Below are 25,962 nucleotides of genomic sequence, written 5' to 3' on the forward strand. Positions count from 1 at the left end.
GGATCAATCATGGAACTGCGACCAGGCATGCGATTGAACAGCGCCATGTCCTCAGCCGAGGTGATCGTCGTGCGCGCACCTTCCGGAGATGTCGATATCCGGTGTGGCGGTCGCCCGATGGTGATCGGCGCCCCGCCTGCGGAGACCGGGCCGCCCAGCGGTGACCCGCTGCTGCTCGGAAAGCGCTACTGCGATGAGGACGGAACCGTCGAACTGCTCTGCACCAAGCCCGGACTCGGCGCGCTGAGCCTCGGTGGTGTTCCGCTCACAGTGAAGGTGGCCAAGCCGCTGCCCGCCTCGGACTGATTAAGGACATTCGAATGAACAAACTCTGCCGTGATCTGGGAATCGAATACCCCATCTTCGCCTTCAGCCACTGCCGCGACGTGGTCGCGGCGGTCTCCCGGGCGGGCGGAATGGGCGTACTCGGCGTCGTCGCCATGTCTCCGGAGGAGATCGACGTCGACCTCCGCTGGCTGGAAGAGAATTCCGGCGGCCACCCCTACGGCGTGGATGTCGTGATACCGGTGAAGACTGTCGACCGCGAGGCCGGACTGGCCAGTTCGGAGCAGACACTCGACCACCTGAAACAGATGATCCCGCAGCAGCATCGGGACTACGCCGAGGATATTTTGCGCCGCTACAACGTAGCGCCCCTGCCAGAAACCGATGGGCAGCACCAGGACTTCGCCGCCGAAGGGTTCACCGCAGCAGGCGGTGGGGAACAGATCGAGGTCGTGCTGAACCATCCGAGCAGCCTGATCGTGAGCGCTCTCGGGCCGCCGCCAGCCTGGCTGGTCGACCGCGCACACGAGCGCGGCACCAAAGTCGGTGCGCTGGTGGGCAAACCACATCACGTCGAGCGCAACGTCGAACTGGGCCTGGATGTGATCATCGCCCAGTCCTACGAAGCGGCCGCCCACACCGGCGAGATCGGTTCCATGGTGCTGGTGCCCGACGTCGTCGACGCTGCCGGTGACATCCCGGTGCTCGCAGCCGGCGGTATCGGCTCCGGGCGCCAGATGGCCGCCGCCATGAGCCTGGGCGCACAGGGCGTCTGGACCGGGTCGATCTGGCTGACCTGCCGGGAGGCGCCGGCCGAGCCGCAGCACGTCGAGCGCATCCTCAAGATGACATCTACCGACACAGTGCGCTCGAAAGCGCAGACCGGCAAACCGAATCGGCAGATCCGCACACCCTGGACCGAGGCATGGGATGACCCGTCCAGCCCTGGGGCTTTGCCCGCGCCGCTGCAGTACATCCTCTACGCCGACGCAACCGCCCGGGCCAAGCGGGCCGGGGTGGAGGAACTCGTCGGCGGTCCGGTCGGACAGATCGTCAGCCGCATGAACAAGGTCCGTTCCGCGGGCGAGATCGTGCTCGACATGGTCGAGGAGTATATGGACACCCTGCAGCGCATGCGCTTTCAGCTCGAGGAGCTGGAACGGGAGTGATCTGTAGCGCGAGGGCGCGGGTGAATCCGTCACGTACCGATCGGTGCATTCGACACAGTAGCGAGGGGTTGCGATGACCGTGCGGACCGAACGAATCGGTCAGGTTCTGGTGATTCGGATGGATCGCCCCCACAAGCGGAACGCGATCGACGCGGAGATGACACTTGGTCTGGACCGGGCTTGCAACGAACTCGACGACGACCCCGCACTACGGGTGGCCGTGCTGACCGGAATCGGGCCGGTCTTCTCGGCAGGGGTCGATCTGCGCACCGGCCCCGGGGATGCCACCGAACGTGGAGGTGAACTCGGCGTCGTTCGCCGCGAACGGGGGAAACCGCTGATTGCAGCGGTGGAGGGTGCCGCCCTGGGCGGTGGAATGGAGCTGGTGCTGGCCTGCGATCTCATTGTCGCTACCCGATCTGCGCGATTCGGCTTGCCGGAACTGTCACGAGGGTTGGTTCCGAGCTGTGGCGGATTGTTTCGCGCTCGCCGCGCGCTGCCGCTCAACATCGCGAAACAAATACTGCTGACTGGTGATTCGCTCACCGCTGAGCGCGCCTATCAGCTCGGCCTGGTCAATATCCTGACCGTCGACGGAGCGGCCGAGCAGGAATCGGTGAACCTGGCACAGCGCATCTGTCGGAATGCTCCGGTGTCGGTCCATGAAAGCCTCAGGGCCGTAGAGCGATTGAACTCCGCCGACGACGCTGTCGCCTGGCGGATTACTGATGAGGCCGTTGCGGCCGCCTTCGCCTCGCCGGACAAGTCGGAGGGTGTCGCCGCTTTCCTGGAGCGTCGTGCTCCCCGCTGGACCGGAGCCTAGCGCCATGGCTGGGGAAGCGCGCACTCTGCCCGCCAGGACCTCTGGACATCAGGGTCTGCGGGGGAACCCGCAACTCGGGGACCCGTTGGCGGGCTTGCACGTCACCGTGCCCGGATCGGACGCAGCCGCCTGGCATGCCGGAAGGAATGCTCTCGTGGTTGGGCGCGGCGGTCGTCTGTGATGCGCAACCGACTGGTGAGCCGGAGCAGTGGGCGGCGTCCGGCCTCATGGCACTCACGGGTCTCCGTGATGGCGTCCCCCTGGCGGCGCCCGGTCAGGTCGCGAGCGCTGTGGAAGGTGCCCTATTGGCCATCCGACTTCTTGCTCGCGTCTGCGGACGCGAGGTCGAACTCCCCGATGCGCGGCTACTTTCCGAGCGAGCGGCTTACGCCGGATTACACAGGGACGCACCACGATCCCCAGGAGGATCGTTCCGGATTCTGCGTGCCGCCGACGACTGGCTCGGAGTCAATCTAGCTCGGTCCTCCGACATCGAGCTCCTACCCGCATGGTTGGAGGAACCGGATCCGGTACTCGACCACGCGGTCGCGCAGCGAAGCGCGGTCGAATTAGCGGCAACCGCAAGGGTTCTCGGGCTGCCGGTGGCCGTCTTGGGTGGGAAGCCGGATGAACAGTTGATCGCGCGCGGTCAGTGCGAAGGGGTGCATCCCTTCAAGCTGACCGGTCGGTCCCGATCCGACCAATGGACTCTGCCACCGACCGTGGTGGTCGATCTGTCGTCGCTGTGGGCGGGCCCGCTGTGCGGGCATCTGCTGAACGCGCTCGGCGCTCGGGTGATCAAGGTGGAGAGCATCCATCGCCTGGACGGCGCACGCGGTGGACCGCGGCGGTTCTACGATCTGCTGCACGCTGGCCAAGAATCGGTAGCGATAGATTTCACTACGGTCGCCGGTCGTGCGGTCCTGGCGCAGCTGATCGATATAGCCGATGTCGTGATCGAAGCGTCCAGACCGAGGGCGTTGGAGCAGCTCGGAATTCACGCTGAGGAAGTCCTGTCCCGAGGTACCGACAAGTGCTGGGTGAGTATCACCGGCTACGGCCGCGTCGGCCCGTGGTCGAACGCGGTCGGATTCGGCGATGACGCGGCCTTCGCTGCGGGACTCATCGCCTTCGATCCCGAAACGGGAATTCCAGCGCCATGTGGCGACGCGATCGCAGACCCGGTCACGGGGGTGAATGCGGCGTTGGTGGCGCTGGCCTGCCGGATGTCGGGCGGGTGGTGGCTGGCCGATCTCGCCATGCGCGAGCAGGTCGCCGCCGCGCTCGAAACCCCGAGCGAACCCGATCGTGCGGTGGAGGCGGCCGATCCCCCCGCGCGCTCACCCCGCGGCACGGCGCCAGCCTCCGGGGTCGATACAACTCGTGTTCTAGCGGAATTCGGGATCGGCCCGAAATGAGGTCCACCGTTATCCTCGACGCCGAGGTCGCTGGGCGCACAACGGATATCCGGATCATCGATGACGTTGTCGACGAGATCGGGGTCTTACGGCCGGGGCCGGACGAGCTCGTGATCGAGGCGCGCGGTGGCGCGCGGGTCCATGCTTCTCTGCGGGCGGCGATCTCACGGAATTCGGCACCGCACCCGAGTCCGTGACCGCACACTTCCTCCGAACCTCATCGGGGGCCGGACGCTTGCTGTACCAGCTGGAGCGCAAGCTGGAAGCCAGACTCCATGGGCCGTGTATCGGTGCAGGTATCGAGCTCCCCGCGTTCGCCGGTCGCGTGACAGCCGCACGTGGCACAGTGTTCCGACGGCCGGAGATCGGTATGGGACTTATTCCAGGTGCTGGGGGAACCGTCAGCATCACACGTCGAATAGGTCGGTGGCGCACCATGTTTCTGGCATTGACCGGTCAGCCATTGGATGTCGATACCGCACTCGGCTGGGGACTGATAGATGCGATCGAATAGCGGTTGCTACGCCAGATGTGTGATTTCAATGAGTGGAAGTGTGGCTCGTCGCAGAGGCAACCCCGGCCGAAGATCGTTTGAACGTATTCGTCCGGCCGTGTGAAGCAGGCCCGACTTTCATCCAGACCGCATCGAACGGTCTTTTCGCTGGAGGCATTTCATGACGTCCAATGCGTCGACCTGGGACCACGAAGTCGACATTCTCATAGCTGGAAGCGGCGCCGGGGGAATGGTTGGCGCGATAGCCGCACATGATGCCGGATTGAGCGCACTCCTCGTAGAAAAGGCCGACGGGTTCGGCGGCTCCACCGCATTGTCCGGCGGCGGCGTGTGGATTCCAGACAATCCTGTGCTCCGCAAGCTCGGCCGCGGCGACGACCGTGCCGAAGTACGCAAGTACCTGCAGGCAGTGGTTGGGGATCGGGTACCGGCTGCGCGCCTGGACGCTTACGCCTACCGTGGCCCCGAGGTCATGGAAATGCTGGAACGAGTCAGCCGCCACATGGCATTCACCTGGTGCCCGGGCTACTCCGACTACCACCCGGAGGAACCGGGCGGCCGGCCGATGGGCCGGACTATTGAGCCCAAGCCGATCGACGCGCGTCTGCTCGGCGAGGAGGAGTCGCAACTGCGCGCGATGGACGTTCCCGCGCCCATGGGCCTGTGGATGACAGGGTACGAGGCGCGCACCCTCATGATGCTCAAGCGCACCTGGCGTGCCTGGCTGATGATCCCGGTAGCGGGCTGGCGTGTGGTCTCAAATGTGTTCCGACGTCGCCACATGAAAACCCTCGGTGCGGCACTGATCGCCCGATTGCGCCTGACCATGCGGGATCTCGGCATTCCGATGTGGCTCCGGTCTCCGATCACCGAATTGATCATCGAGCACGGCCGAGTGGTCGGCGCGGTGGTCGAGCGCGACGGCACCCCGCTCAGGGTCCGTGCACGCCGCGGCGTGCTGCTGGCGACCGGCGGATTCGACCACGATCCGGTGCTCCGCGAGGAACACCTGCCCGAACTCGGCCGGCCCGATTTCAGCATGGGTGCACCGGAGAACACCGGCGATGGCCACCGGATTGGTGAAAAATTAGGTGCCGCAACCGATCTCATGGACGACGCTTGGTGGATGCCGGGGATTGCCCTGCCCCGCGGCGGCGTCTTCCCGTTGGTATCGGAACGCTGCATCCCGCCCATGATAATCGTCAACAATGACGGCAAGCGCTTCACCAATGAGTCCTCGCCCTACGTGAATTTCGTGCATGCCCAGCTCGAAGGCGGCTATGTGCCGATCTACGAGATCTTCGATGCCAAGGCACGCAAGCGATACCAGTTCGCCGGTATCCTCCCGGGCCAGGAGTTCCCGCGTTCCTGGTACAAGAGCGAATTGGTCACGAAGGCAGACACTCTCGACGAACTCGCCGAAAAGATCGGTGTCCCCGCGGGCAACCTGCGGGCCACGGTCGATCGTTTCAACGAGTCGGCCCGAACTGGACGCGACGTGGACTTCGGCCGCGGCGACAGCGTCTACGACCATTACTACGGTGACCCCACCCTCCCCAACCCTGTCCTCGACGTGATCGAGGACGGCCCCTATTACGCCGTCCGACTCGAGGCCGGGGACCTGGGTACAAAAGGCGGCTTAGTAAGCGATGAAGTTGGTCGGGTACTGCGAGCCGACGGCAGTGCGATCGAGGGGCTGTATGCCGCAGGCAATGTCTCTGCCTCGGTGATGGGCAATGACTACGCAGGTGCCGGTGCGACCATCGGACCCGCCATGGTTTTCGCCTATCTCGCGGCCCGGCACGCCGCCGGGCGCACGTTCTCGTCCACGACGGATGGTCGACAGGCAGCTATCGGCGCGTAGAAAGACAGTCAGCCCGGGGAAGCAATGCTCCCCGGGCTCAGTGCTGTTGGAATCGATCGGCGAGAGCCATTGGTCCGGCCGCTATTCTCGATCGACTCGGGCGATGACCTCTCGGGCCACCTCTGCCCTGCCTGCGAAGTTTGGATGGTACGAACTAGCAAGGGAGGCAGAGGATTCCGGACCTGAGGTGACAGGATTGATCAGGCCGTGCACCCACGGGCTCAGACTGCAGGCCGTCTGGCCCTCGGCCTCGGGAGCCGAGATCGTCTCCACTCCTGTAGCTTTCGCCGCCCGCTGGGTGGCGTGGGCGGTATTCTCGCCCGCAAGGTCGGTGCTACCGACTTATCCGGCGACCCAGGTGACAGTCTCCTCGACGGTAGCCCGGTGGGTCCGGAAGCCATCGCCGGATGGTCATGATCGGGCCAGCCGAACGATATACCGCAAACGACCAGCCGGTTCTCGGGCAGGCCGAAGTGCTCGCGAATGAAGGGGGCGTATCCGGCGAGCGCCGCCTGTGGGATGGCACCGAGGCCGAGGCTCTGCGCGGCGAGTAGGAAGGTCTGGACATACAGGCCGCAATCCACTGCACCATAAACACCGAGTTCGGCTTCGGTCGTGACAATCGCGGCGTGGGGCGCACTGAAGAGTTCGAAGTTCTTTGCGGCTTGCTTCGCCGAGGCCGCTCTGTCGCCCCTGGCGACACCAACGCTCTCGTAGAGCTGGAAGCCACATTCACGGCGGCGGTCGCGGTAGACACCGGAATACTGTGAGGGAAAGGAGAAGTCCGGAGTGAGTTCGGCCGAGGCGACATGTCCGGCGAGCGCCGCCCGAAAGCACTCCGTGCCATCGCCTTCAGTGATAAGCACCTGCCAGGGCTGGGTATTGCACCATGAGGGCGACTGCCGGGCGAGGTCGAGTACATGTGTAATGGTCTCGCGGGGAATCGGTTCCGGCAGAAATCCCCGGCAACTTCGCCGATCTGTCAGCAGCCGGCTGAGGCTCGCGGTGTCGTCGGTCGCGCGGGCTTCGGTAGTCTCCATGCGGTCAATGCCTGCCATCAACGTCCCATCGGTCGCCGCGGAGGCTTCGTCTGGGATTGAGTCACACTGGGGCGAGTGTGAACGATTTGAAGTCGCGCTTGCCGCCGCTGTGATAACGGAGGTAGAGCGGGTGCTCTCCCTCGATGTCGATCGTGGTTTTACTCGCTACCCATGCGGGTGTTGGACGGTTATGGAACCGACAGGTTCCGTGCGGTGTGGAGATCTCGAATCGGCCGACGCTCCGCCCGCGTATCCACACGGTTTGTGTTCGCCTACCTCGCCGCTCTGCAAGCCGCGAGCCGCGAACCCATCAACGCAGAGCGGACAGGTTCGTCCGCCGCCGCCTGATCAGGTGGCTGTTGCCGAAGCGTCTGCCACGAATCCCTAAAACACGCAGTGGGTCCAGGGCGAAAGCCTTGGACCCATGGCTCGAGATCCAGAAGAGCGCGTAATGCGAGAAAGCGCCATTGGTACAGGACGGCTCAATCCGCGATCGTGCGTGCAGCAGCGCGGCCGGCTCGGCGGCCGTAGAAGCTTCCATCACCGAGGGAAGCGCCGCTGGCGTAGCCGCCGGCGCAGATGCCGGAGGTGCAACGCCCTGCGGCGAACAGACCGGGGATGGGGTCACCGGAGACGTGGAGGACCCGCGAGTCGAGGTCGGTGGCGAGACCGCCGAGTGTGAATCCGCCGGTGCATTCGCGGAGGTCGTAAGCCGCCAGCGGCGTGGTTATCGGTTGGACCCACTGCCGCTTCTTGCCGAGCAGCGGGTCGGCGCCCTGGCGAGCGTGCTGGTTGTACACATCAATGGTCGTCTTCAAAGCGCCTGTGGGAAGTCCGATCTCGGCTTCGAGCTCTTCCACCGTCTCGGCTGCCCAAGTGGGTGGCCGACGCATGGCCACGCTGGTGGATTCGGTGGCGAAGGCGGCTTCGAGGGACGGCTCGTCGATGATGAGGTAGGCCTGGTTGTCCTGCTGGTTGAGCGTGGCTTGGCCGATGCGGCCCGCGTAGGTGTCCTCAGGGATGTAGCGCTGGCCGCGGCTGTTGACCAATATGCCACGAACGAGCACCTGCGGGTCGGCGAAGAACGCGACTTCGGCGGCGTCCATATGGGCCAGTTGTGCGCCGAGTGCCTGGGCGACCTGGATGCCGATCCCATCGTGTTGCTCAATCGAAGCGGCGGGTCTGCCGATCAATCGCGGCGTGAAGGTGGCGACCATCTGCTGGTTATAGGCGAAGCTGCCGGTAGCCAGCACGACTCCGCGGCGAGCGCGAATGGTCAGCCGGCGGCCATAGCGTTTGGCCACGACACCAACCGTACGGCCATCGTCGTCGATGATCAGTCGCTCGATCCGGATGTCGTATTCGGCTCGCACTCCGACGGATTCGGCGGTGTCGGCGAGCGGTTTCATCAGCATGTAGCCGCCGCCTCGCTCACCGGTGCGTTTATCGGTCGTCTGCGGCAGGTGTCCGCGGGGCGCGGGCGAGGCGATCGTATTGAGGGGCGCGGCGTTCTCGCCGCCGGAGTACATCAGGCCGTGGTCGCCGGGTGGTTCCCATCCGGGCTCGCCCCAGAATTCTTCTTTGAACGGAACACCTTGCGCGACAAGCCATTCGAAATGTTCCACACTCCCCTGGCAATAGTCGTGGATCTTGGCCGAATCGGCACCAGGTCCGAGCGCGGCGAGCATGAATGCCTCCATGTTCTCGGCTGTGTCCTCGAACCCGAGCGCTTTCTGTAGCGGCGTGCCGCCGCCCAGATAGATGAAGCCGCCCGAGAGCGCGGCCGCGCCACCCCAGCCGCCGGTGCGTTCCAGGATCAGCGTGTCGGCGCCCGCACGGGCCGACTCGATCGCCGCGCACACTCCCGCGACACCGTAACCGGCAATAACGACGTCGGCTGCCAGGTCCCACTCTGAGATGGTGTTCGCATGCTGTGGACGCACATTCTGGATGTCTGACATGTTCATTCGGTTCCTGACTGGAAGGAACGGGGCCACGGCTGATCTCCCTCGGTTCCGTCGAGGGAGACCTGCCGCTCATTGTCGAAGGAAGGACCCCGTCAGCTGAAATCCCACTTGTGGCCCCAGTAGCTGTCGGCCGTGATTTCCTCTGCGGTGTAGGAGGTTTCATCGACCAGCTTGCCGTTGTAGCCGACCTCGAGGTCCCAACCGCCGGGGGTGCGGACGTAGAACGAGACCATCTTGTCGTTGGTATGGCGACCCAGTGTCGAGGACAAGTGCCACCCTGCTTTCAGCACGCGATCGAGTGCCCGGCCGACCTCGTCGAGGGTCTCGCATTCGACCATGATGTGCACCAGCGCAGGCGCTTTCAGATTGGCCGATGGAAGGATGGCCAGGCTGTGATGGCGGGCGTTGACCCCCATGAACCGCAACCGGATCGGCGGTGTCTCGGATATGCGGAAGGCTCCGCGAGGCAGGAACCCGAGCGTTTCCGCGTAAAATCGATGCGCACCGTCCAAGTCGTTGACTGGCACGACGACATGGCCAGCGCCGAGTTCACCTGTCACGAACCGATTTCCGTACGGCGTCGCGATCGGACTGTGGTCCAGGGCGGGCCCGAAGAAGACCTCGACCGGCGTGCCGCCGGGTGCTTCGAAGGCAATCCCCGCCTCGACACGACGTATGTCGGCTTCTTCCTGCGAGAGCGGTTTCGTCGCTACGCCGGCGTTCTCTACAGCTGACTGCACCCGGCCCAGAGCTTGGTAGTCGCGAACCTCCCAGCCGACCGCCTCGACGCGGTCCTCGACTCCCGGCAGCACCACGATGCGCCCGGCCCGCTCATCCATCCGCAGATAGAGAGCCTCGGGCTCGGGGCCGTTGCCTTCGGCGAACCCGATGGTCTCGAAAGCGAAGGTGCGCCATGCGCTCATGTCGGTGGCGCGCACGCGCACGTAACCGAGTGCGCTGATGTAGCTCATGTCTGCCTTTCTCGTCGTCGTTAACCCGCGCGCCAGCTCAGATCATCGCGCGCAGCGGGCCTTCCGGCTCGATGCCCATCGAGGTGAGTGCCGCCGAGTGGTAGAGGGAGCCGGGAGTATGGATGGCGTGCTGCAGGCCGACGTGGGCGTCGCGCCAGAATCGCTGCATGACGTTCTGCCGCCGTACCGCATTGCCGCCGGAGCGCGCGAAGATTTCGTCGACCGCCGATACCGCTCGCCACGCGCACCGAATTTGGTTGCGCCGCACGATCGAACGGTCTTCGAAGGTGATCGGTTTGCCCGCGTCTGCCAGATCGTAGAGTCGGCTGACACCGTCCAGCAGTTGGGTGCGTGACGCGGCGATCTCTGTTGCCGCCTCCGAGATGGCGGACAGCACGTAGGGGTCGTCCTTGATCTTGGTGCCCATCGCGGTAACGCGATCGCGCTGATAATCCAGATGCGCCGCGAGCGCGCCTTCGGAAATGCCGATGACCGCAGCAGTGATACCGAGCGGGAACATCGCCCAGAAGGGCAACCGGTACACGGTGTCGGTGCGGCCTGCCCGCTCGGCCGCGATCCCCCCCGCAGCGACCTGCTCCGAATCAATAGTGCGATAGGCGGGGATGAAAGCGCCGTCCACGATGACGTCCTTGCTGCCGGTGCCGGACAGCCCGATGACGTCCCAGGAGTCGTCCACGATCGTGTAGTCCTTGCGGGGCAATACCACATGCAGTGCCTTGCGTGGATTGGCGGGTTTGCCATCGGCATCACCCACCAATGCGCCGAGGAAGATCCAATCGCAGTGATCGGTGCCGGACGAGAAGTTCCAGCGTCCCTTCAGGATGTATCCGCCCTCGGTCGGGGTGGCGATCCCCTGCGCGGCATATGGCGAGGCGATCCAGGTATCCGGATTTTCACCCCACACCTCGTTCTGCAGCCTGCGGTCCATCAGCGCCATTTCCCAGGGATGGACGCCGCCGACACCGCATACCCAGCCGGTCGAGCCGCAGCGTTGTGCCACCGCCATGACCGCTTCGGCGAAGTCGCGGGGGTGCGCGGCGTAGCCGCCGAAGTCGGTGGGCTGCAACAGCCGCATCACGCCCGCCTGCCGGATGAGCTTGACGCTCTCGTCCGAGAGTTTGCCCAGCCGCTCGGTGTCCTCGGCTGTCGCGGCGAGCTGTGCAGCGACTTCCTCCACCCGACCAACAACTTCGTGCGACATGCACGCACCTCCAACTGAAGTCAGTTAATTCCCGGACTCGGGACACATTGACGCTAGGTCGGACAGGCGGCGGGCACGAGCCTGGTTTTCGGTGATCGGAACAGAATCTCGCGTGTCGCGCGGAATCAGTCGGCGTAGCGGGCAAGGATGAGCTGCGCTGCTTGGCGCAAGTCGGCTTCGGCGCGCGCGGCGGGGGTGTGTTGGCTGAGGCAGGACACGAGTACACCCCACCAGCTGTAGACGAGCAGGCGAATGGCGCCGCGATCCTGCCCGTCCGGAGTGGCTACGCCCAGAGTGGTGAGGATCGCTCGTACGAGCGCGGATTCTGTTGAGGGAAACTGTATTTCGCTCGGCGAATCGGTCATGTACTGGCCGGCCGTGGCGCGCAGCATGGCCCCGCACAGCCGCGGTTCGCGCAGCAGCGCATCGTTCAGCGCAACCAGATTCTCGCCGATCTCGACCACCGGATTCGTCCCGCTATGGGCCCATTCCTCGGCGGTGAAGCGGCTGATCCGGTCCTCGAATAGCGCCGCGAACAATTTCGTCTTGGACGGGAAATAGCGGTACAGCGTGCCGATCGCCACACCCGCGCGCTTGGCGATGTCCAGCATTTGCACGCGATCGAATTCGGCGGTCGCACCCAATTCTGCGGCGGCCTCGAGCATGCGTTCCCGGCGCGCAATCTGATTTCGTGACACCGGTGATGCGGGAGGTCGCGCTTCAGCGATTCTCGCCATTACCCCTTGTCCTCAACGCTTGCCGAATCATCCTTGCTTCAGCATAAGTGCCGACGGCGGTCAAGCCGTGTCATCCCGGTCCGGCCGGGTCAGGAAGGCCACCACGGCGCTCTCCCACGCATGCTTCTGCTCGATCATCACCCAGTGTCCACAGTTGGGAAACACGTGCACCTCGACGTTCGGGATCGTGCGCATGGGCAGCAAAGCCATGTCGACCGGGCTCACTCGGTCGTCTCGACCCCAGGTGATCAGCATCGGTGATGTGATCTTGTGCAGCATCGCCCAAGCCGGTGGCTGATCGGATTTCGCGGCTGCGGCCATGGCCGCCTCCATCGCCTTGCGGCTGTACATCCGGCGTGCCGCGGCAAGCGTCTCCGGATCGGTGGCTTGCGTCCAGCGCTGCTCGATCATTTCCTCGGTCACGACCTTTGGGTCGTAGACCATCGAATGCAGCCAGCGCAGCAGCGATTCCCGCGATGGATTGTCGGTGAAGTCCATCAGTAGGTTGATGCCCTCGCCCGGGGCGGGGCTGAAGATGTTGCGGCCGACTCCGCCTATCGTGACTATTCGGCGAAAGAGGTCAGGGGTCGCGACCGCGAGGTTGGCCGCGACAATGCCGCCCATCGAATTCCCGACGACGTCCACTCGGTCGAGCCCAAGGCCGGTGAGGAAGTGTCGGACCGCCTTGGGAGCGGCGAGCATCGGATGTTCGTCGGTCGGGTCGCTTACGCCGAAACCAGGGAATTCCAGCACGAGGCAACGGAAATGGCGCGACAGCGCGTCAAGATTATCCCGGTAGTTGCGCCACCCCGTGACGCCCGGGCCGGAGCCGTGCAGTAATAGCAACGGCGGGCCGTCGCCGGTCTCGTGGTAGCGCAGTACGCCCTGGTCGGTGTGCAACTCGCGTAACGTGTTCTCGTAGTTTGCTTCGGTCATGGTCGTGGGTGCCTCTCCTCGGGAACGATCGGACCGCAGCGTAGGCGACCGGACCGGATTCGTATGTGGGTGTGTCTCGCACAGCGAACAGCGTTGTATCCGTGGGTATCACGCTTGAATTGGCGCTGGCCCGATCGCGGTGCGGATTAGTTCGTCGGTGATCGCGCGCGCCGCGTGCGCCACTAGTGGGGCCACGCGTTGCAATACCGACTGAGTGTCACTGGCGACGGAGATCGCACCCATCGAGCCTTCAGGGCTGCGCAGCGCGACCGCGACGCAGCCGAGCCCGGGAACGAATTCTCCGAACTCATGGGCGGCACCGCTACCGCTGCGGATGCGTCCGAGTTCAGCGTGCAGTCGCCCGATATCGCCGATGCTGCTCGCAGTGCATACGGGGACTCCGGTCGCGTACTGGACATCTATGCGCTCCGGCGTCAAGCGTGCCAGCATCGCCTTGCCGAGGGCGGTGCAGTGCGCGGGTGCTCGACCGCCGACGCGCGATGGCACATCGATTGCGGCTGGGCCGGCCACTTTGTCGAGGTAATAGACCTCCGGTCCGTCTAGGACGGCAAGGTGTACAACGAGTTTCGTGCGCACCGCGAGATCGTGGAGGATTGGGGCCGCGGCCGCGCGCAGCCCGCTTTGCCGCGGTTCGCGCCCTCCGAGCCCCAAGGATCGTTCACCGAGGCGATAACCGGTAGCGGTGCGATCGAGCCAGCGCAGGCGAGCGAGTTGTTCGAGAATGCGATACGTGGTCGAGCGCGGCAGATGCGTTCGCAGCGCCACCTGCTCGAGCGTCCGGACAGTACTTGGACGCTCGAAGACATCCATGATGACGGTGATTCGCTCGGCCATCGACGGGGGAGGCCCAGGCTGTGTGATCACGTATTCGGCGGTTCTACTCAACGCTGAGGTCATGCCACCCACCTCCAAAAATGAAATCAATTCTAATTTCAAGCTAGCAGTAACCAGCGAATGTAGGAAGGCAGAGAAGCTCGGCGACCGCCTGGTGTTCCACTGAGTGGACAGGGGTTACGGAAGTCTGGGAGAGACCCTGGTCGCGGTACCGGACGGCAGGTGAATGCACATCGGCCCCACCGTCGACGGCGACGGTGGGGCCGATGTTTCCGCGACCGCCACCATAGGCGGACGCGGTCGGCTCGCCGAGGGTATCGGGGTCTCGGCCGAGCCGCGCCATCGCTCCAGGCGGGACAGAGCGGCGGCGCTGCGCTGGATTCGGAAGTTCGAAGACCGATTCGCAGCGCGGGATGCGGGTCCGCCCTGTGCGCACGGTAGGAAGGCGGACTCGCGGCCGGTCACCTCGAAGAGGGTTCGAGCACCGGCAGTTCACCGGATTCGACTGCGCAACGAATGGATTCGCGCAGCCGCGGGCAATCGCGGAATACCGGTTCGGCGGGCGAAGCCGGGAAACCGAGGCGTTCATGACAGGAGGAGAGGGCATCCTCGTCCCACTGGACGCTGGTCTGCTGCCAGCTGCTCTTGCGCACCAATACGTGCGCTCCGCATTCCTGGCAGCGCACCGGTCGCATAGGCATCGAACATAGGCGGTCGTCGTTCCTGATGATCACGATGTGGAGTCCTCCCGCTGCTCGAAGATCTCTCGAATCCCCATGTCTCGTGCCTGTTCTAGCACCGGCTACGACGGGTTTGTGGGGCACGATTCCGCTGAGCGAAACGCCGCTGCCGCCGTGCGTGCGACACGCTCGAGGCGACGGTTTCGCTGACTGGAATAGCCGCCGGGGCGCAGCGTCCAGGCCTGCCTACCATCGGCGCAATCATGAGCGAGAGGGTCACGATGGACTGGGTGGACACTGCGGTGGGGTGGGACAGCGACTGCGACGTTCTGGTGGTAGGTTCCGGCGGCGGCGCACTGACCGGCGCGTATACCGCCGCGCGGGAAGGCCTGCGGGTGCAGCTGGTCGAGGCCACTGGCAAGTTCGGCGGCACTACCGCCTATTCCGGTGGCGGTATGTGGTTTCCGTGCAATCCGGTGCTGCGGCGCGCGGGTGACGACGACTCGATGCAGGACGCACTGGCCTACTTCCGGTCCGTGGTAGGCGACCGCACACCCGCCGAACTGCAGGAGGCGTTCGTGACCGGCGGTGCGCCACTCGTCGAATACCTCGAATCCGATCCCGCACTCCAGTTCCAGGTGCTGCCCTGGCCCGACTACTTCGGCAAGGCCCCCCATGCCCGACCGGACGGCCGACACATCGTGCCTGTTCCATTGCCCGCGGAGCGGCTGGGCGAGCATCGCGCGCTGCTGCGCCCGCCGCTGGGGACCGACCGTGGCGATCAGGAACTGCCGGCGGAACTCGGCGGCGGCCAGGCCCTGATCGGCCGACTCCTGATGGCGCTGAGCAAGTTTCCGGACGCGGAGCTGCGCACCAATGTCTCCTGCAAGGAGCTGATCCGGCTCGGTGGCCGGGTGGTGGGCGCGGTGGTCACCACCCGTGACGGCCTGCAGCGAATCCGGGCGCGGCGCGGCGTGCTGGTCGCAGCTGGTGGATTCGAACGAAATGCGGCTATGCGCAAGGCACACGGGGTGCCGGGATCGGAGCGCGATTCCATGTCGCCGCCCGGAAACCGTGGTGCGGCGACAGAAGCCGCGATGGCGGTGGGGGCAGATGTCGACCTGATGTCGGAGGCGTGGTGGGCACCTGGGCTGACGCATCCCGATGGCAGCTCGACGTTTTCGCTGTGGTTCACCGGCGGCATTCTCGTGAATAGCGAGGGCAAGCGGTTCACCAACGAATCCGCGCCCTATGACCGATCCGGCCGGAGTGTGCTCGGTGAGCTGGAAGCAGGTCGAATCACTCTGCCGTACTGGCTGATCTATGACAGCCGAGCAGGGGAGCTGCCGCCGGTGCTGTTCGCCGGGGTTCCGCTCGCCGATCACCGCAGCTACATCGACGCCGGACTCTGGCACACCGCGGACTCCTTGGATGCCCTGGCGGAGCGTATCGGCGTTCCGGCCGCTGCGCTCACCGAAACCGTTGAGCGTTTCAATGCTCTCGCCGCCACCGGTGTGGACGAGGATTTCGGCCGTGGCGACGAACCGTTCGACCGCTCGGTGCCGGGTAGTCCGAATCCCTTGGCGCCCATCGTGAAACCACCCTTCCGCGCCGCCGCCTTCGGATTGTCCGACCTCGGCACGAAAGGAGGACTGCGTACCGATGCCCGTGCCCGGGTCCTCGACACCAGCGACGTCGTGATTCCCGGCCTCTATGCCGCCGGCAATTCGATGGCCGCCGTCAGCGGCACCGTCTACCCCGGCGGCGGTAATCCGATCGGCGCGTCAATGGTTTTCGGCCATCTCGCTGCCTTGGACATGGCGGAGGAGGACGTATGACCATGGTTTCGCAGGACGGTAGTGCACTCGCGGTCACGGATTTGAAAGCCGTCCTCGCCCGCTTCTGCACCGGCGTGACCGTTGTCACGGCTCACCATGATGGTGAGCCCGTCGGTTTCACCTGCCAGTCGTTCGCCTCCCTGTCTCTCGATCCGCCATATGTGATGCTGTGCCCGGCTCGCACCTCGACCACATGGCCGCGTATCCGCGCGGCCACCGATTTCTGCGTGAATATCCTTGCTGCCGATCAGGAAGCGCTCTGTCGTCAGTTCGGTCGCAGCGGCTCGGAAAAGTTCGCCGGAATCGACTGGGCCGCTTCGCTGAACGGCTCACCTTTGCTGGCCGGCGCGATCGCCTCCCTGGACTGCTCGTTGGAGCGTGAGGTGGACGGTGGCGATCACACTGTTGTCATCGCACGTGTCACCGGGGTCGCCCAGCACAGCGACATGTCGCCGCTGCTGTTCTATCGCTCCGCTTTCGCCGCCATCGAGCAGGAAACATGAGGAACTGGCAGCATCGGGGTCGTGCGACTCGCAGACCGCGCAACCCCGATGTCTCGTATACGTTCTCAGGAGCCGGTCCAGCGCGGAGCACGCGACTGGGTATTCACCGCTGGGTATGCACTCATTCGAGCTGGCCGCGGCTTCGGCGACCGGTTCGCGGGGAAGCGCAATGGCTCGCACCCCGCCGAAGTCGGATTCGCTGAGACGTGCCGAGATACCCTGCCGTGCAGCAAGCTACGTGACGGCATACGGGAATCGCCGGTCAGTTTCTCCAACCTGAAATCGGGTGCGGCACGTAGCATCTCGTTGTGTTCGGCGAACACCGTCGATGTCATGCCGATACCCCGATCGCGGATTTCCACGACGTCACCGCGCCCTGCCACGCCGCGCTGACCTCAACCTGGGTGCCCGCAGGGAGAGCGCGGTCGCGTTGTCCATGAGTTCGGCCGGCAGGTGAATAAGGGCGGCCACCATGGTTCCGGCGATCGAGATCCCGGGCAGGTATCCGGCGCAACGCCTGCGACCGGTGCGGAGAGCGGGCGTGCTCGGCGCGATGCTGTCGGCAGCGTTGTTCACACCTTCGATGGCTGCCGAGTCGCACGTCAATGCGCTGCGGCACCCGCCTGCAGAGAGCTGCCCCGGGGTGATGTGGCGAAGTTCCGGGGCAGTAATTCTCTGGTGGGCCGTTACTCGGAGGCCGAGGCGTAGCGTGCCCCGAACTCGTGAATGCTCTTGACCACGTGGTTGATTTCCTCGTCACTGAGGCCGTGGCTCATACCGAGCGACATGCCGCGCTCGAATACCTCGTCGGCATTGGGCAGGCCACCCTCGGGGATGCGGTACTCGACGTTGCGCATCATCGGATGGCGAGTTACGTTGCCGCTCCAGACGGTCCGGGTGTCGATGCCGGCCCCTTCAAGATGCTCCTGCAGGTCCGATCGCACGAAACCGGCCTCTTCACGAATGGTGACCGGATAGCACAGCCAGGCAGTATGGAACTCCGGGAGTTGCTTGGGAAGCCGGAACAACGTCGGGTAGCTGCCGAACGCGGCGGTGAATGCCTCGAAGATCTCCGCGCGGCGGGCATAGTTCTTGTCCAGCTTCGACAACTGCACGAGACCGAAAGCCGCGCCGAGTTCGGAGGGCTCGAAGTTCCAGGGCAGGACATCGAAGATGAAGTCGTTGTCGTAGGCGACGCCGTCGAGATCCTCGCGGAACACGCGGCCGGTGCGGGCAGCCTGCGAACCGAACAGGTGTGGCTCGGAGCGGCGACCCCAGCGGCGCAGCATGAGACCCTTGTCGCGGAGCTTCTCGTCATCCACGCACACCATGCCACCGTTGCCGGCGCACGTGATGATGTGCGCCATCGCGAAACTGGTGACGGTAATGTCGCTGCGGCTGCCGGTCTTCGTGCCGCGCAATGTGGTTCCGATGCAATCGCAGGAATCCTCGATCACCTTCAGGCCGTGCCGATCGGCGATGGCACGGATGGCGTCCCAGTCCGGTGCGTTTCCGGCCAGGTTCGGGACGAGGATCGCCTTGGTCTTCTCGGTGATCAGTTCTTCGATCTTGGATGTGTCGACGTTGTAGGTGTCGGGCTCCACGTCGACAAAGACCGGAATCCAGCCACCGCGCACGATGGGCGATACGTCGGTGGAGAACGTCAGGGGAGAGGTGATGACCTCCGCGCCCTTCGGCAGGTCGAGCAGTTCCAGCGCGAGGTACAGCGCGGACGAGCCGGAATTGCACATCAGGCCGAGCTTCTTGCCGTAGAGCTCGGCGACGCGCTGCTCCATCTCGGCGACATTCTTGCCGATCTTCATGGCGTAAGGCCCGCCACGCAATACCTCGAGACAGGCATTGATCTCGGCCTCGTCGTGCACGCTGCGCGCGTAGATGACCCGGGTCACTGTATTCTCCTCGTTTTTTCTGGAAACTGTTGGGGTGGAATAGGTCTCGGTGTCGGAATTGGTTTACGAATAGGTGATCTTCACGGCGTCGCTCACCGGAACGGCTTGGCAGGCGAGGACGTAGCCCGCCGTGAGGTCTTCTTCTTCGAGAATTTCGTTGCGCAGCATCTTCACCTCGCCGTCGAGTACACGACATGCGCAAGCGCTGCAGGCGCCTTCGCGGCAGGAGTAGGGTGCGGCCATGCCAGCGTTGAGCAGCACGTCTAACAGCGGTCGGCCGCGCGGCCAGGCGTGAGTGGTGAGTTCCCCGTCCAGATCGACCTCCACGCGTGCGGCATCGTCGAGGTTCGAATCCGGTTGGTCGGCTGCGGGGGACCGGAAAGGGTCGCGCTCGAGAGACACGAACTTCTCGATGTGAATCCGCTCCCGTGGGAAATCCAGCAGTCGCAAGGCATCCGAAGCAGCCGCCATATAAGGCTCTGGGCCGCACAGATAGGCCTCGCGGGAGGTGAACGGGCGCACGATCTCTCGCAACTGCGCCACCTCGGGGAGACCCTGCACGCTGACCAGCCAATGGATCACGACGAGCCGAACCGGATGAGTACGCGCAAGAAGCGCGAGTTCCTCTGCGAAGATCACCGACCGATCATCGGAATTGGCGTAAACCAATGCGATATGGCCGGTTCCCGCATGCAGCGCGGATTTGATGATCGACATCACGGGCGTGATGCCGCTGCCCCCGGCGAAGAACAACAAGTCCGAGGACAGCGCCTTGGGTGTGAAAACACCTGCGGGAAGCAGGGTTTCGATGACATCGCCGGGGGCGATGTGGTCGCATATCCAGTTCGATGCGAGCCCGCCGGAGACCCTTTTCACGGTCACCTTCGGCGCCTCGCCCGTGTGTGGTGAGGAGGCCAGCGAATAGCATCGTGCGATTGCTCCGCCTGCGGCGGGAATGCGCAAGGTGAGGAACTGGCCAGGCGTATACCGGAATTCGTCGGGAACTTCGAAGACCAGCGAGCGACTGTCGGCGGTCTCCGCGACGACGTCGATCACGCGCATCTTGTGCACAACGGGATCCAGCATGCCTGCTTCCTATGTTCTTCCGCCGATCCGGCGGGCCGAAACGCCCGAGGCGGGCGGCAAGGTCTGTCCCAGCCGATTGTGCTCAGCCCGACCCAACGAAGTGGCCTGGGATTTCACTGACTGAAAAAGTGCGCCATCTCGCCGGCTTGCGCCACTGCCGCCTGTGCGGTCCCAGGGGCGCCGTAGCGGTGACCGGCGCGGCTCCGATCAGTCGCGGATTCGTGCGATGATCAGCTGCGCGACCTGAGTCGTGCCCCACTGGTTCGGATGGATACTCCCTGCCGCGGCGGAACCGGTAGGGGTTAGTGGATTGACCAGGCCGGTCACCCACGGCTCGGCTGCGCACGCGCCGTGGCTGTCGGCGTTGGGCGAGGAGATCGTCTCCGTACCGGTCGCCTGCGCGGCCTGCCGCGTGGCTGTGATGAGTCCGTCGTAGATGTGCCGCGCGGCGACGGCCTGGGCGGGTCGCATCGGCAAAGCCGGACAAGTTGCGGCGTCAGCCGCCAGGGCGGGCAGATACTGGATCAGCAGTACGGTCGCCTGTGGTGCTCTCGCGCGCACGGTCGAGGTGTCATGGCAACCCGCCATGGTGAATGAAACGTTTCATTCCACATTTGAACACGGGGTTGCGGCTGAGTTCCCGATTCGTGGCGCACGGCCGGACCTGGCGACGGGTGGGTGCCGCGCAGTGATCGCTCGCGGCGAGGGCTCGTGGATTGGCAAGGCCTCGTGCCGTTCTCGAGCGACATCGAGCACTCGGGTACCGGGCGAAACCCCACCTATCTCATTGATTAAATCAATGATTGAAAAACTGATTGAGGCATGGTTTGCTGTGGTTCATGGCAGAGAAGCTTTCGGCGGGCACGCGTGGTCGTCTGCTCGCTGCGGCCGAGCGATTGTTGCTGACCGAGCGCTACGACGAGGTGTCGGTGCGTGCGATCTGCGCGGAGGCCGGCGCCAATCCGGCTGCGGTGCATTACCACTTCGGGTCCAAAGACGCACTGGTCGCGGCGCTGCTCGAAGACCGGCTGGGGCCGCTGTGGGCCGACCGGCTGGCGGTGGTGACCGACCAGCGCGGCTCTGTGGGCGACGTGGTCGATGCGGTGCTGGAACCGTTCGTGGCGTTGGCCGATGATCCGGTGGGCCGCTTGCATTTACGGCTGCTGGCTCAGTTCGTGCTGGGCCGGCACCCGGTGCTGTGGAGCCAGCGTTGGTTCCGGATGACTTCCTGGGTGGGGCTGCTGCCGGAGCTGAGTGAGGCCGAGAGCCGCCGCCGCTGGGCACTGGCTTTCGATCTGATCATCATGCGCTTCGGGGGTGCCGAGTCGCAGGAGCGGGAGATGTCGCAGGCGGCCGTCGCCGCGTTGCGGGGATTCGTGGTGGCCGGTTTGACCGCCCCGTCGAAAGAGAAGAAATGACAAGTACGGAAATGAGCATGGTCTTCGCGCCGGCCAGACTTGGCCCGCTGACATTGCGCAACAGGGTGATCAAGGCGGCGACGTTCGAGGGACGCACTCCTGAGGCGCTGGTGACCGAGGAACTGATCGCCTTCCACCGCGAAGTCGCGGCCGGCGGCGTCGGCATGACGACCGTCGCCTACTGCGCGGTCGCACCCGGTGGTCGCACCGACCGGCATCAGATCTGGATGCGCCCGGAGGCTGTCGCCGGTCTGCGGCGGCTCACCGATGCCGTGCACGCCGAAGGCGCGGCGGCCAATGCGCAGATCGGGCATGCGGGTCCGGTGGCCAACGCGGCCTCCAACGGCTATCCAGCTTTGGCGCCGAGCCGGATGTTCAGCCCGCTGGGGATGAGGCCCATGGCGGTGCCCAAGGAGCATGAGATCCCGGAACTGGTTGCCGCGCATGCCAATGCGGCGCGACTGGCCGAGGAGTCCGGATTCGACGCGCTCGAAATCCATTTCGGTCACAACTATCTGACGAGTTCGTTCCTGAGCCCGCGGCTCAACCGGCGCACCGACGGTTACGGCGGCACCGCCGAGAAGCGGGCGCGCCTGGCGCGCGAAATCGCCCTGGCGGTCAGGGAAGCCGTCGGCGATCGGCTGGCGGTGACGGCCAAACTGAACATGGAGGACGGTGTCCGCGGCGGCCTGACGGTCCCGGAGTCACTGCAGGTGGCAGCATGGCTGGAGGCCGACGGCGCGTTGGACGCCCTGGAATTGACCGCGGGAAGTTCGCTGCTGAACCCGATGCTGCTGTTCCACGGCGACGCTCCGCGCCGGTCGTTCGCGAAAGTGCTTCCGGTCCCCGCGCGTTGGGGCTTCCGCGCAGTGGGCCGCTCGTTCCTCAAGGAGTACCCGTATCAGGAGGCATACCTACTGGAGCGGGCCCGTCACTTCCGACGTGAGCTGTCCATGCCGCTGATCCTGTTGGGCGGCATCACCAATCTGGACACCATGCGGCTGGCCATGACCGAAGGCTTCGATTTCGTCGCCATGGGTCGTGCGTTGCTGCGCGAACCGAATCTGTTGCACCGCATTCAATCCGAGGCCGCCACTCGTTCGGCGTGCATCCACTGCAACGAATGCATGCCCACCATCTACACCGGCACCAAGTGCCTCTACCGGCTCGGCAGCCCGGTGATCGCCGAATCGCTGCCGGTCGTCAACGGAAAGTCGCAGGTGCAAGCATGAGTGAACGAGTCGCGGGCAAAGTTGTCCTGATCAGCGGTGGCGCGCGGGATGGGCGCGGCCCATGCGCGAGCCCTGGTCGAACATGGTGCCCGCGTCGTCATCGGAGATCTACTCGAAGCCGTAGGCAAGGCGCTGACGGCCGAATTGGGTGAGGCGGCCCGCTTCACTCATCTCGACGTCACCGACCCGGACAGCTGGAAGCGCGCCGTGCGTACTGCCGTCGAAGAGTTCGGTGGGTTGACCGTACTGATCAACCCACCGAACTCTTCAACGGCAGCACCATCGTCGATTTCGAGCTGACGGCCTGGCAGCAGATCATCGACATCAACCTGACCGGAACCTTCCTCGGCATCCAGGCATCGGCCAAGGCCATGATGGACGCCGGCGGCGGCTCGATCATCAACATCTCGTCGGTGGAGGGTTTGCGCGGCAGCGCGGGAATGCATGGCTACACCGCCACCAAATTCGCGGTGCGCGGCCTGACCAAGTCGGCCGCACTTGAACTGGCCCAGTACAACATTCGCGTGAATTCGGTGCACCCGGGCATGGTGCGCACACCAATCACCCAGGGCATCCCGGAGGACTTCCTGCAGATCCCCTCGGGCGCGCCGCCGACGCAAGTGAGGTCGCGAATCTCGTTGTCTACCTGGCCAGCGACGAATCCAGTTACACCACTAGCGCCGAACACATCATCGACGGCGGCCTTATCGTCGGCGTACCGCACAAGTCGTTCGGATGATCCGGACGTGAGACTCAACTGTAATTTCCACGGAGGAAATCGACTATGACGGGACGGTTGTCCGGACGGGTCGCCTTGATCAGCGGTGCAGCGTCGGGCATGGGCGCTTCCCATGCCCGGGCCTTCGCCGATGAGGGCGCATCGGTCATGATCGGCGACATCGCGGATGAGGCCGGAGCGCGGCTTACGGAGGAACTCGGCGACCGAGCCGCCTACGTCCACCTCGACGTCACCCGCTCCGACGACTGGGAGGCCGCCGTCGCCGCGACGGTGCAGCGCTTCGGCAAGCTGGACGTGCTGGTGAACAATGCGGGCATCCTGGACGGCGGCCCGCTGGGCGCCTACACCGAGAAGCAGTGGCAGCAGATGCTGGCCGTCAATCTCACCGGTGCGTTCCTCGGCCTGACCGCGGCCCGGGGCGCGCTGGTCGCGGCCAGGCCATCGTCGGTGGTCAACATATCCTCGGCCGCCGGAATCCAGGGCGTCGCCGGCATGCACGCCTACACGGCATCGAAATTCGGTGTCCGCGGGCTGACGAAATCGGCTGCGCTGGAGCTGGCCCCGCACGGTGTGCGCGTCAATTCGGTCCACCCGGGCGGCATCCTCACCCCGATGATCGGCGCGATGGCCGGTGACGTCACCGTCGATCGCGCCGAGAACACGCTGGCTCGTCTGGGTCTCCCTGCGGAGGTGACCAGTCTCGTTGTCTTCCTGGCCAGTACCGAATCCAGCTACTGCAATGGCGCGGAGTACGTCGTCGATGGCGGCATGACAGCGGGATCCACCTTCGGCTGATTCGGGAGCACTGTCCCATGGGGCCGACCCGCCAGCGCCGCCGGGCGTGCAGCGCTGGCGGGTCGGCCTGCGCGAGTTCTATTCCGGTCTCGAGTCTGTCCGTCGGCACACCGAACTACTGACTCTGCGCATAGCGGGGGACCGTGCGACATTCCATTTCCGAGTGCGCACTGAAGTTTCCGGGCAGGCGCTCGAGGGGGAACCGACCGACGTGCTGACCTTCGACGCCGACGTGAAGATCACGTCAATGCATGCCTTTGGCGGGTGAGCGATATCCGGAGGACCTGACATGGTCACGATGCGGTCTGCGGTTGCCCGCAGCACGCACCGGTCGATTGCGACTCAACTGAGGCTGAACGGCTGACCCCACGCTGTGACTTCGCGGCTATTGGCCCCGAATCGGTCGACGCGTCCCGATCTGTTCGCCGGCGGCGCGAGCGCGGGCGGCGCAATCGCCACAGCGTTGGCCTTGCGGTTACGGACCGATAAGTCGGCGGTGGCGGGAATTTTCCTCGCCTACCCGCTGCTGCATGCCGAACTACCACCACTCGGGGAAGACCTGCGGCGGCGAGTACGCGGCCTGCGCCGGGTCGGAACCGTCACCCGAGCTTCGGTACAATGGATGGCAAAGAACTACGTTGGCGCCGACCACATGGAACGGTTGGCTCGAGCCCTACCTGGCGGTTCCGACCTCACCGGCTTTCCGCCGACCCTCATTATCAACTCCGATCGCGATACTCTGCGCGCCTCTGGAGAAGAGTTCGCTCGCGAGTTGCTCGAGCATGACCGGCCGGTGCAGGCCATATACGAGCCGGGCACATCGCATGGTCACCTCAATCGTCCCGCACGGCCAGAATTCCGGCGAACCATAGACACCGCCGCGGCGTGGTTCACCTCCGCCTCCACCCCATAACAGCGCTTCCGCAGAAATACCAACTGGCCTGAGGTGTATCGGTGACTGGAACTTCTGCCTCGACGCCATGCACTAATCGGCAGGCTCGAAGAACACCTCGAGCATCGCCATCCCCACATCCAGAACAGGAGCATCATCTATGGCATCTCTGCAGCGCTATACCGACCGCCGTGTCCTCATCACCGGTGGAGGCTCCGGCATCGGACAGGCCACCGTGCTGCGCATTCTCGAAGAGGGTGGACGCGTCGTCGCGGCCGATATCAGCGAGCCGGGATTGAAGGACACCGTCGCCAAGGCCGATGCCTACGCCGATCGGCTCACTACGATCCTCATCGACGTCGGCGATGAGGAATCGGTGAAAGCCGCTGTGGCCGAGGCGGTCCGGACACTCGGCGGACTGGACACTCTCGTCAATGTCGCAGGCATCCTGCGCTCGGCGCATTTCGTGGAGACCACTCTCGCCGACTTCGAGAAGGTCCTTCGGGTCAATCTCGTCGGAACTTTCCTCGTAACCAGGGAAGCGATCCCTGCGCTGCGCCAAGGCAATGGGCCCGCAGTCGTGAACTTCAGTTCGACGTCCGCGAACTTCTCACACCCGTATATGTCTGCTTATGCCGCATCCAAGGGCGGTATTCAGTCCATGACCCATGCGCTGGCTATGGAGTTCAGCAAGGACGGCATCCGATTCAATTCCGTGCAGCCGGGCTCGATCTCCTCCGGAATGACCGACGGAACCGGCGAATCCAAGTCGAGCGTCGGTCCCGGCCTGCCTTCGGACACGAACTTCGCCCTGTTCGGCAAAACTGCTCCCATGCTGCCGCTGCCCAACGGAGCGATTTTCGCCCAGCCAGATGCCGTGGCCGCGGTAGTCGCGATGCTTGGTTCTCCCGATGCCTACTTCATCACCGGCACCGAGGTGCGCGTCGACGGCGGTTCGCATATGTGACGTATGTCGGCCCTTTGGCCGACCCCGTTCCAGTGAGCAGAAGACGGCACGCAGGACGAGGTTTGCGGGCGGTAATCAGGTATCGCCGAATTCCGTGCGAG

At 64.7% G+C, this 25,962-nt stretch carries 24 protein-coding genes and 2 pseudogenes; 15 read left to right on the forward strand and 11 right to left on the reverse strand.

The genetic code is table 11. From position 1 onward, the window contains the following. Positions 1–9: 9 nt before the first annotated feature. From ACFYOW_RS44820 to ACFYOW_RS44850, 7 genes and pseudogenes are all read left to right on the forward strand, one after another. On the forward strand, positions 10–306 hold the full coding sequence (locus tag ACFYOW_RS44820; RefSeq protein ID WP_387297436.1) for a hypothetical protein: 297 nt from the start codon (positions 10–12) through the stop codon (positions 304–306). A 14-nt stretch (positions 307–320) separates the two neighbouring features. Next, positions 321–1,454, forward strand: coding sequence for an NAD(P)H-dependent flavin oxidoreductase (locus ACFYOW_RS44825; RefSeq protein ID WP_387297438.1), 1,134 nt, complete (start codon positions 321–323; stop codon positions 1,452–1,454). 73 nt (positions 1,455–1,527) lie between these two features. After that, a complete protein-coding gene (locus ACFYOW_RS44830) occupies positions 1,528–2,277 on the forward strand; it encodes an enoyl-CoA hydratase-related protein (RefSeq protein ID WP_387297440.1) in 750 nt (249 codons plus the stop codon). Between the two features lie 134 nt (positions 2,278–2,411). After that, the gene (locus tag ACFYOW_RS44835) at positions 2,412–3,695 is read left to right on the forward strand and encodes a CoA transferase (RefSeq protein WP_387297442.1); all 1,284 of its coding nucleotides are present in this window, start codon (positions 2,412–2,414) and stop codon (positions 3,693–3,695) included. Then, entirely contained in the window at positions 3,692–3,892 is a 201-nt protein-coding gene (locus ACFYOW_RS44840; protein WP_387297444.1) for a hypothetical protein, read from the forward strand. The genes ACFYOW_RS44835 and ACFYOW_RS44840 overlap by 4 nt, the downstream gene beginning before the upstream one ends. Beyond that, a pseudogene (locus ACFYOW_RS44845) lies at positions 3,829–4,209 on the forward strand (enoyl-CoA hydratase/isomerase family protein); the annotation flags it as partial. The gene ACFYOW_RS44840 and the pseudogene ACFYOW_RS44845, both read left to right, overlap by 64 nt. 160 nt (positions 4,210–4,369) lie before the next feature. Next, positions 4,370–6,073 carry an FAD-binding protein gene (locus ACFYOW_RS44850; RefSeq protein ID WP_387297446.1) on the forward strand — a complete coding sequence of 568 codons (1,704 nt, stop codon included), beginning with the start codon at positions 4,370–4,372 and terminating at the stop codon, positions 6,071–6,073. A gap of 221 nt (positions 6,074–6,294) precedes the next feature. On the opposite strand, the gene ACFYOW_RS44855 is transcribed toward ACFYOW_RS44850, so the two are convergent. The 8 genes from ACFYOW_RS44855 to ACFYOW_RS44890 form a co-directional block, all read right to left on the reverse strand. Beyond that, the gene (locus tag ACFYOW_RS44855; RefSeq protein WP_387297447.1) at positions 6,295–7,131 is read right to left on the reverse strand and encodes a nitroreductase; all 837 of its coding nucleotides are present in this window, start codon (positions 7,129–7,131) and stop codon (positions 6,295–6,297) included. Positions 7,132–7,595: 464 nt separating this feature from the next. Beyond that, positions 7,596–9,074 carry an FAD-dependent oxidoreductase gene (locus tag ACFYOW_RS44860; RefSeq protein WP_387297449.1) on the reverse strand — a complete coding sequence of 493 codons (1,479 nt, stop codon included), beginning with the start codon at positions 9,072–9,074 and terminating at the stop codon, positions 7,596–7,598. A gap of 98 nt (positions 9,075–9,172) precedes the next feature. Beyond that, entirely contained in the window at positions 9,173–10,051 is an 879-nt protein-coding gene (locus ACFYOW_RS44865) for a VOC family protein (protein WP_387297451.1), read from the reverse strand. A gap of 37 nt (positions 10,052–10,088) precedes the next feature. Beyond that, positions 10,089–11,273, reverse strand: coding sequence for an acyl-CoA dehydrogenase family protein (locus ACFYOW_RS44870; RefSeq protein WP_387297453.1), 1,185 nt, complete (start codon positions 11,271–11,273; stop codon positions 10,089–10,091). Positions 11,274–11,398: 125 nt separating this feature from the next. Beyond that, positions 11,399–12,010, reverse strand: coding sequence for a TetR family transcriptional regulator (locus ACFYOW_RS44875; RefSeq protein WP_387297455.1), 612 nt, complete (start codon positions 12,008–12,010; stop codon positions 11,399–11,401). A 60-nt stretch (positions 12,011–12,070) separates the two neighbouring features. Further along, positions 12,071–12,946, reverse strand: coding sequence for an alpha/beta fold hydrolase (locus ACFYOW_RS44880; protein ID WP_387297457.1), 876 nt, complete (start codon positions 12,944–12,946; stop codon positions 12,071–12,073). Positions 12,947–13,054: 108 nt separating this feature from the next. After that, positions 13,055–13,864, reverse strand: coding sequence for an IclR family transcriptional regulator (locus ACFYOW_RS44885; protein WP_387297459.1), 810 nt, complete (start codon positions 13,862–13,864; stop codon positions 13,055–13,057). Between the two features lie 398 nt (positions 13,865–14,262). Further along, positions 14,263–14,532 (reverse strand): ferredoxin, encoded by a 270-nt coding sequence (locus tag ACFYOW_RS44890; RefSeq protein WP_387297495.1) that lies wholly within the window; start codon positions 14,530–14,532, stop codon positions 14,263–14,265. A 212-nt stretch (positions 14,533–14,744) separates the two neighbouring features. Here ACFYOW_RS44890 and ACFYOW_RS44895 point away from each other — a divergent pair, with 212 nt between their 5' ends. Both ACFYOW_RS44895 and ACFYOW_RS44900 read left to right on the forward strand, forming a co-directional pair. Then, positions 14,745–16,319 carry an FAD-binding protein gene (locus tag ACFYOW_RS44895; protein WP_387297461.1) on the forward strand — a complete coding sequence of 525 codons (1,575 nt, stop codon included), beginning with the start codon at positions 14,745–14,747 and terminating at the stop codon, positions 16,317–16,319. Beyond that, the gene (locus ACFYOW_RS44900; protein ID WP_387297463.1) at positions 16,316–16,822 is read left to right on the forward strand and encodes a flavin reductase family protein; all 507 of its coding nucleotides are present in this window, start codon (positions 16,316–16,318) and stop codon (positions 16,820–16,822) included. The genes ACFYOW_RS44895 and ACFYOW_RS44900 overlap by 4 nt, the downstream gene beginning before the upstream one ends. Before the next feature lie 686 nt (positions 16,823–17,508). On the opposite strand, the gene ACFYOW_RS44905 is transcribed toward ACFYOW_RS44900, so the two are convergent. The 3 genes from ACFYOW_RS44905 to ACFYOW_RS44915 all read right to left on the reverse strand — a co-directional run bounded on the left by ACFYOW_RS44905 (position 17,509) and on the right by ACFYOW_RS44915 (position 20,379). Then, positions 17,509–18,732 (reverse strand): DegT/DnrJ/EryC1/StrS family aminotransferase, encoded by a 1,224-nt coding sequence (locus ACFYOW_RS44905; RefSeq protein WP_387297465.1) that lies wholly within the window; start codon positions 18,730–18,732, stop codon positions 17,509–17,511. A gap of 63 nt (positions 18,733–18,795) precedes the next feature. After that, entirely contained in the window at positions 18,796–19,818 is a 1,023-nt protein-coding gene (locus tag ACFYOW_RS44910) for a 2Fe-2S iron-sulfur cluster-binding protein (protein ID WP_387297467.1), read from the reverse strand. 207 nt (positions 19,819–20,025) lie between these two features. Next, positions 20,026–20,379, reverse strand: a complete 354-nt coding sequence (locus ACFYOW_RS44915) for a hypothetical protein (protein WP_387297469.1) — start codon at positions 20,377–20,379, stop codon at positions 20,026–20,028. 278 nt (positions 20,380–20,657) lie between these two features. Here ACFYOW_RS44915 and ACFYOW_RS44920 point away from each other — a divergent pair, with 278 nt between their 5' ends. The 6 genes and pseudogenes from ACFYOW_RS44920 to ACFYOW_RS44945 all read left to right on the forward strand — a co-directional run bounded on the left by ACFYOW_RS44920 (position 20,658) and on the right by ACFYOW_RS44945 (position 25,861). After that, positions 20,658–21,236: a TetR family transcriptional regulator gene (locus tag ACFYOW_RS44920; RefSeq protein ID WP_387297471.1), complete on the forward strand. Its 579-nt coding sequence runs from the start codon at positions 20,658–20,660 to the stop codon at positions 21,234–21,236. A gap of 11 nt (positions 21,237–21,247) precedes the next feature. Then, a complete protein-coding gene (locus ACFYOW_RS44925) occupies positions 21,248–22,468 on the forward strand; it encodes an NADH:flavin oxidoreductase (protein ID WP_387297497.1) in 1,221 nt (406 codons plus the stop codon). Next, positions 22,465–23,207: pseudogene (locus tag ACFYOW_RS44930) on the forward strand (SDR family oxidoreductase). Before ACFYOW_RS44925 ends, ACFYOW_RS44930 begins: the two are co-directional and overlap by 4 nt. Before the next feature lie 45 nt (positions 23,208–23,252). Continuing rightward, positions 23,253–24,002 carry an SDR family oxidoreductase gene (locus ACFYOW_RS44935; protein WP_387297473.1) on the forward strand — a complete coding sequence of 250 codons (750 nt, stop codon included), beginning with the start codon at positions 23,253–23,255 and terminating at the stop codon, positions 24,000–24,002. Positions 24,003–24,375: 373 nt separating this feature from the next. After that, positions 24,376–24,915 carry an alpha/beta hydrolase fold domain-containing protein gene (locus ACFYOW_RS44940; protein ID WP_387297475.1) on the forward strand — a complete coding sequence of 180 codons (540 nt, stop codon included), beginning with the start codon at positions 24,376–24,378 and terminating at the stop codon, positions 24,913–24,915. A gap of 139 nt (positions 24,916–25,054) precedes the next feature. Then, positions 25,055–25,861: an SDR family NAD(P)-dependent oxidoreductase gene (locus ACFYOW_RS44945; RefSeq protein ID WP_387297477.1), complete on the forward strand. Its 807-nt coding sequence runs from the start codon at positions 25,055–25,057 to the stop codon at positions 25,859–25,861. Positions 25,862–25,962: the final 101 nt, after the last annotated feature.

Source organism: Nocardia sp. NPDC006982, from assembly GCF_042869435.1.
GTDB lineage: Bacteria > Actinomycetota > Actinomycetes > Mycobacteriales > Mycobacteriaceae > Nocardia.

Excerpts from the sequence above, each read along its gene's own strand:
- ACFYOW_RS44820 (WP_387297436.1), top strand. The coding sequence starts at position 10 with ATGGAACTGCGACCAGGCATGCGATTGAACAGCGCCATGTCCTCAGCC.
- ACFYOW_RS44825 (WP_387297438.1), top strand. The coding sequence starts at position 321 with ATGAACAAACTCTGCCGTGATCTGGGAATCGAATACCCCATCTTCGCC.
- ACFYOW_RS44830 (WP_387297440.1), top strand. The coding sequence starts at position 1,528 with ATGACCGTGCGGACCGAACGAATCGGTCAGGTTCTGGTGATTCGGATG.
- ACFYOW_RS44835 (WP_387297442.1), top strand. The coding sequence starts at position 2,412 with ATGCCGGAAGGAATGCTCTCGTGGTTGGGCGCGGCGGTCGTCTGTGAT.
- ACFYOW_RS44840 (WP_387297444.1), top strand. The coding sequence starts at position 3,692 with ATGAGGTCCACCGTTATCCTCGACGCCGAGGTCGCTGGGCGCACAACG.
- ACFYOW_RS44850 (WP_387297446.1), top strand. The coding sequence starts at position 4,370 with ATGACGTCCAATGCGTCGACCTGGGACCACGAAGTCGACATTCTCATA.
- ACFYOW_RS44855 (WP_387297447.1), bottom strand. The coding sequence starts at position 7,131 with ATGGCAGGCATTGACCGCATGGAGACTACCGAAGCCCGCGCGACCGAC.
- ACFYOW_RS44860 (WP_387297449.1), bottom strand. The coding sequence starts at position 9,074 with ATGTCAGACATCCAGAATGTGCGTCCACAGCATGCGAACACCATCTCA.
- ACFYOW_RS44865 (WP_387297451.1), bottom strand. The coding sequence starts at position 10,051 with ATGAGCTACATCAGCGCACTCGGTTACGTGCGCGTGCGCGCCACCGAC.
- ACFYOW_RS44870 (WP_387297453.1), bottom strand. The coding sequence starts at position 11,273 with ATGTCGCACGAAGTTGTTGGTCGGGTGGAGGAAGTCGCTGCACAGCTC.
- ACFYOW_RS44875 (WP_387297455.1), bottom strand. The coding sequence starts at position 12,010 with ATGGCGAGAATCGCTGAAGCGCGACCTCCCGCATCACCGGTGTCACGA.
- ACFYOW_RS44880 (WP_387297457.1), bottom strand. The coding sequence starts at position 12,946 with ATGACCGAAGCAAACTACGAGAACACGTTACGCGAGTTGCACACCGAC.
- ACFYOW_RS44885 (WP_387297459.1), bottom strand. The coding sequence starts at position 13,864 with ATGACCTCAGCGTTGAGTAGAACCGCCGAATACGTGATCACACAGCCT.
- ACFYOW_RS44895 (WP_387297461.1), top strand. The coding sequence starts at position 14,745 with ATGAGCGAGAGGGTCACGATGGACTGGGTGGACACTGCGGTGGGGTGG.
- ACFYOW_RS44900 (WP_387297463.1), top strand. The coding sequence starts at position 16,316 with ATGACCATGGTTTCGCAGGACGGTAGTGCACTCGCGGTCACGGATTTG.
- ACFYOW_RS44910 (WP_387297467.1), bottom strand. The coding sequence starts at position 19,818 with ATGCTGGATCCCGTTGTGCACAAGATGCGCGTGATCGACGTCGTCGCG.
- ACFYOW_RS44920 (WP_387297471.1), top strand. The coding sequence starts at position 20,658 with ATGGCAGAGAAGCTTTCGGCGGGCACGCGTGGTCGTCTGCTCGCTGCG.
- ACFYOW_RS44925 (WP_387297497.1), top strand. The coding sequence starts at position 21,248 with ATGAGCATGGTCTTCGCGCCGGCCAGACTTGGCCCGCTGACATTGCGC.
- ACFYOW_RS44935 (WP_387297473.1), top strand. The coding sequence starts at position 23,253 with ATGACGGGACGGTTGTCCGGACGGGTCGCCTTGATCAGCGGTGCAGCG.
- ACFYOW_RS44945 (WP_387297477.1), top strand. The coding sequence starts at position 25,055 with ATGGCATCTCTGCAGCGCTATACCGACCGCCGTGTCCTCATCACCGGT.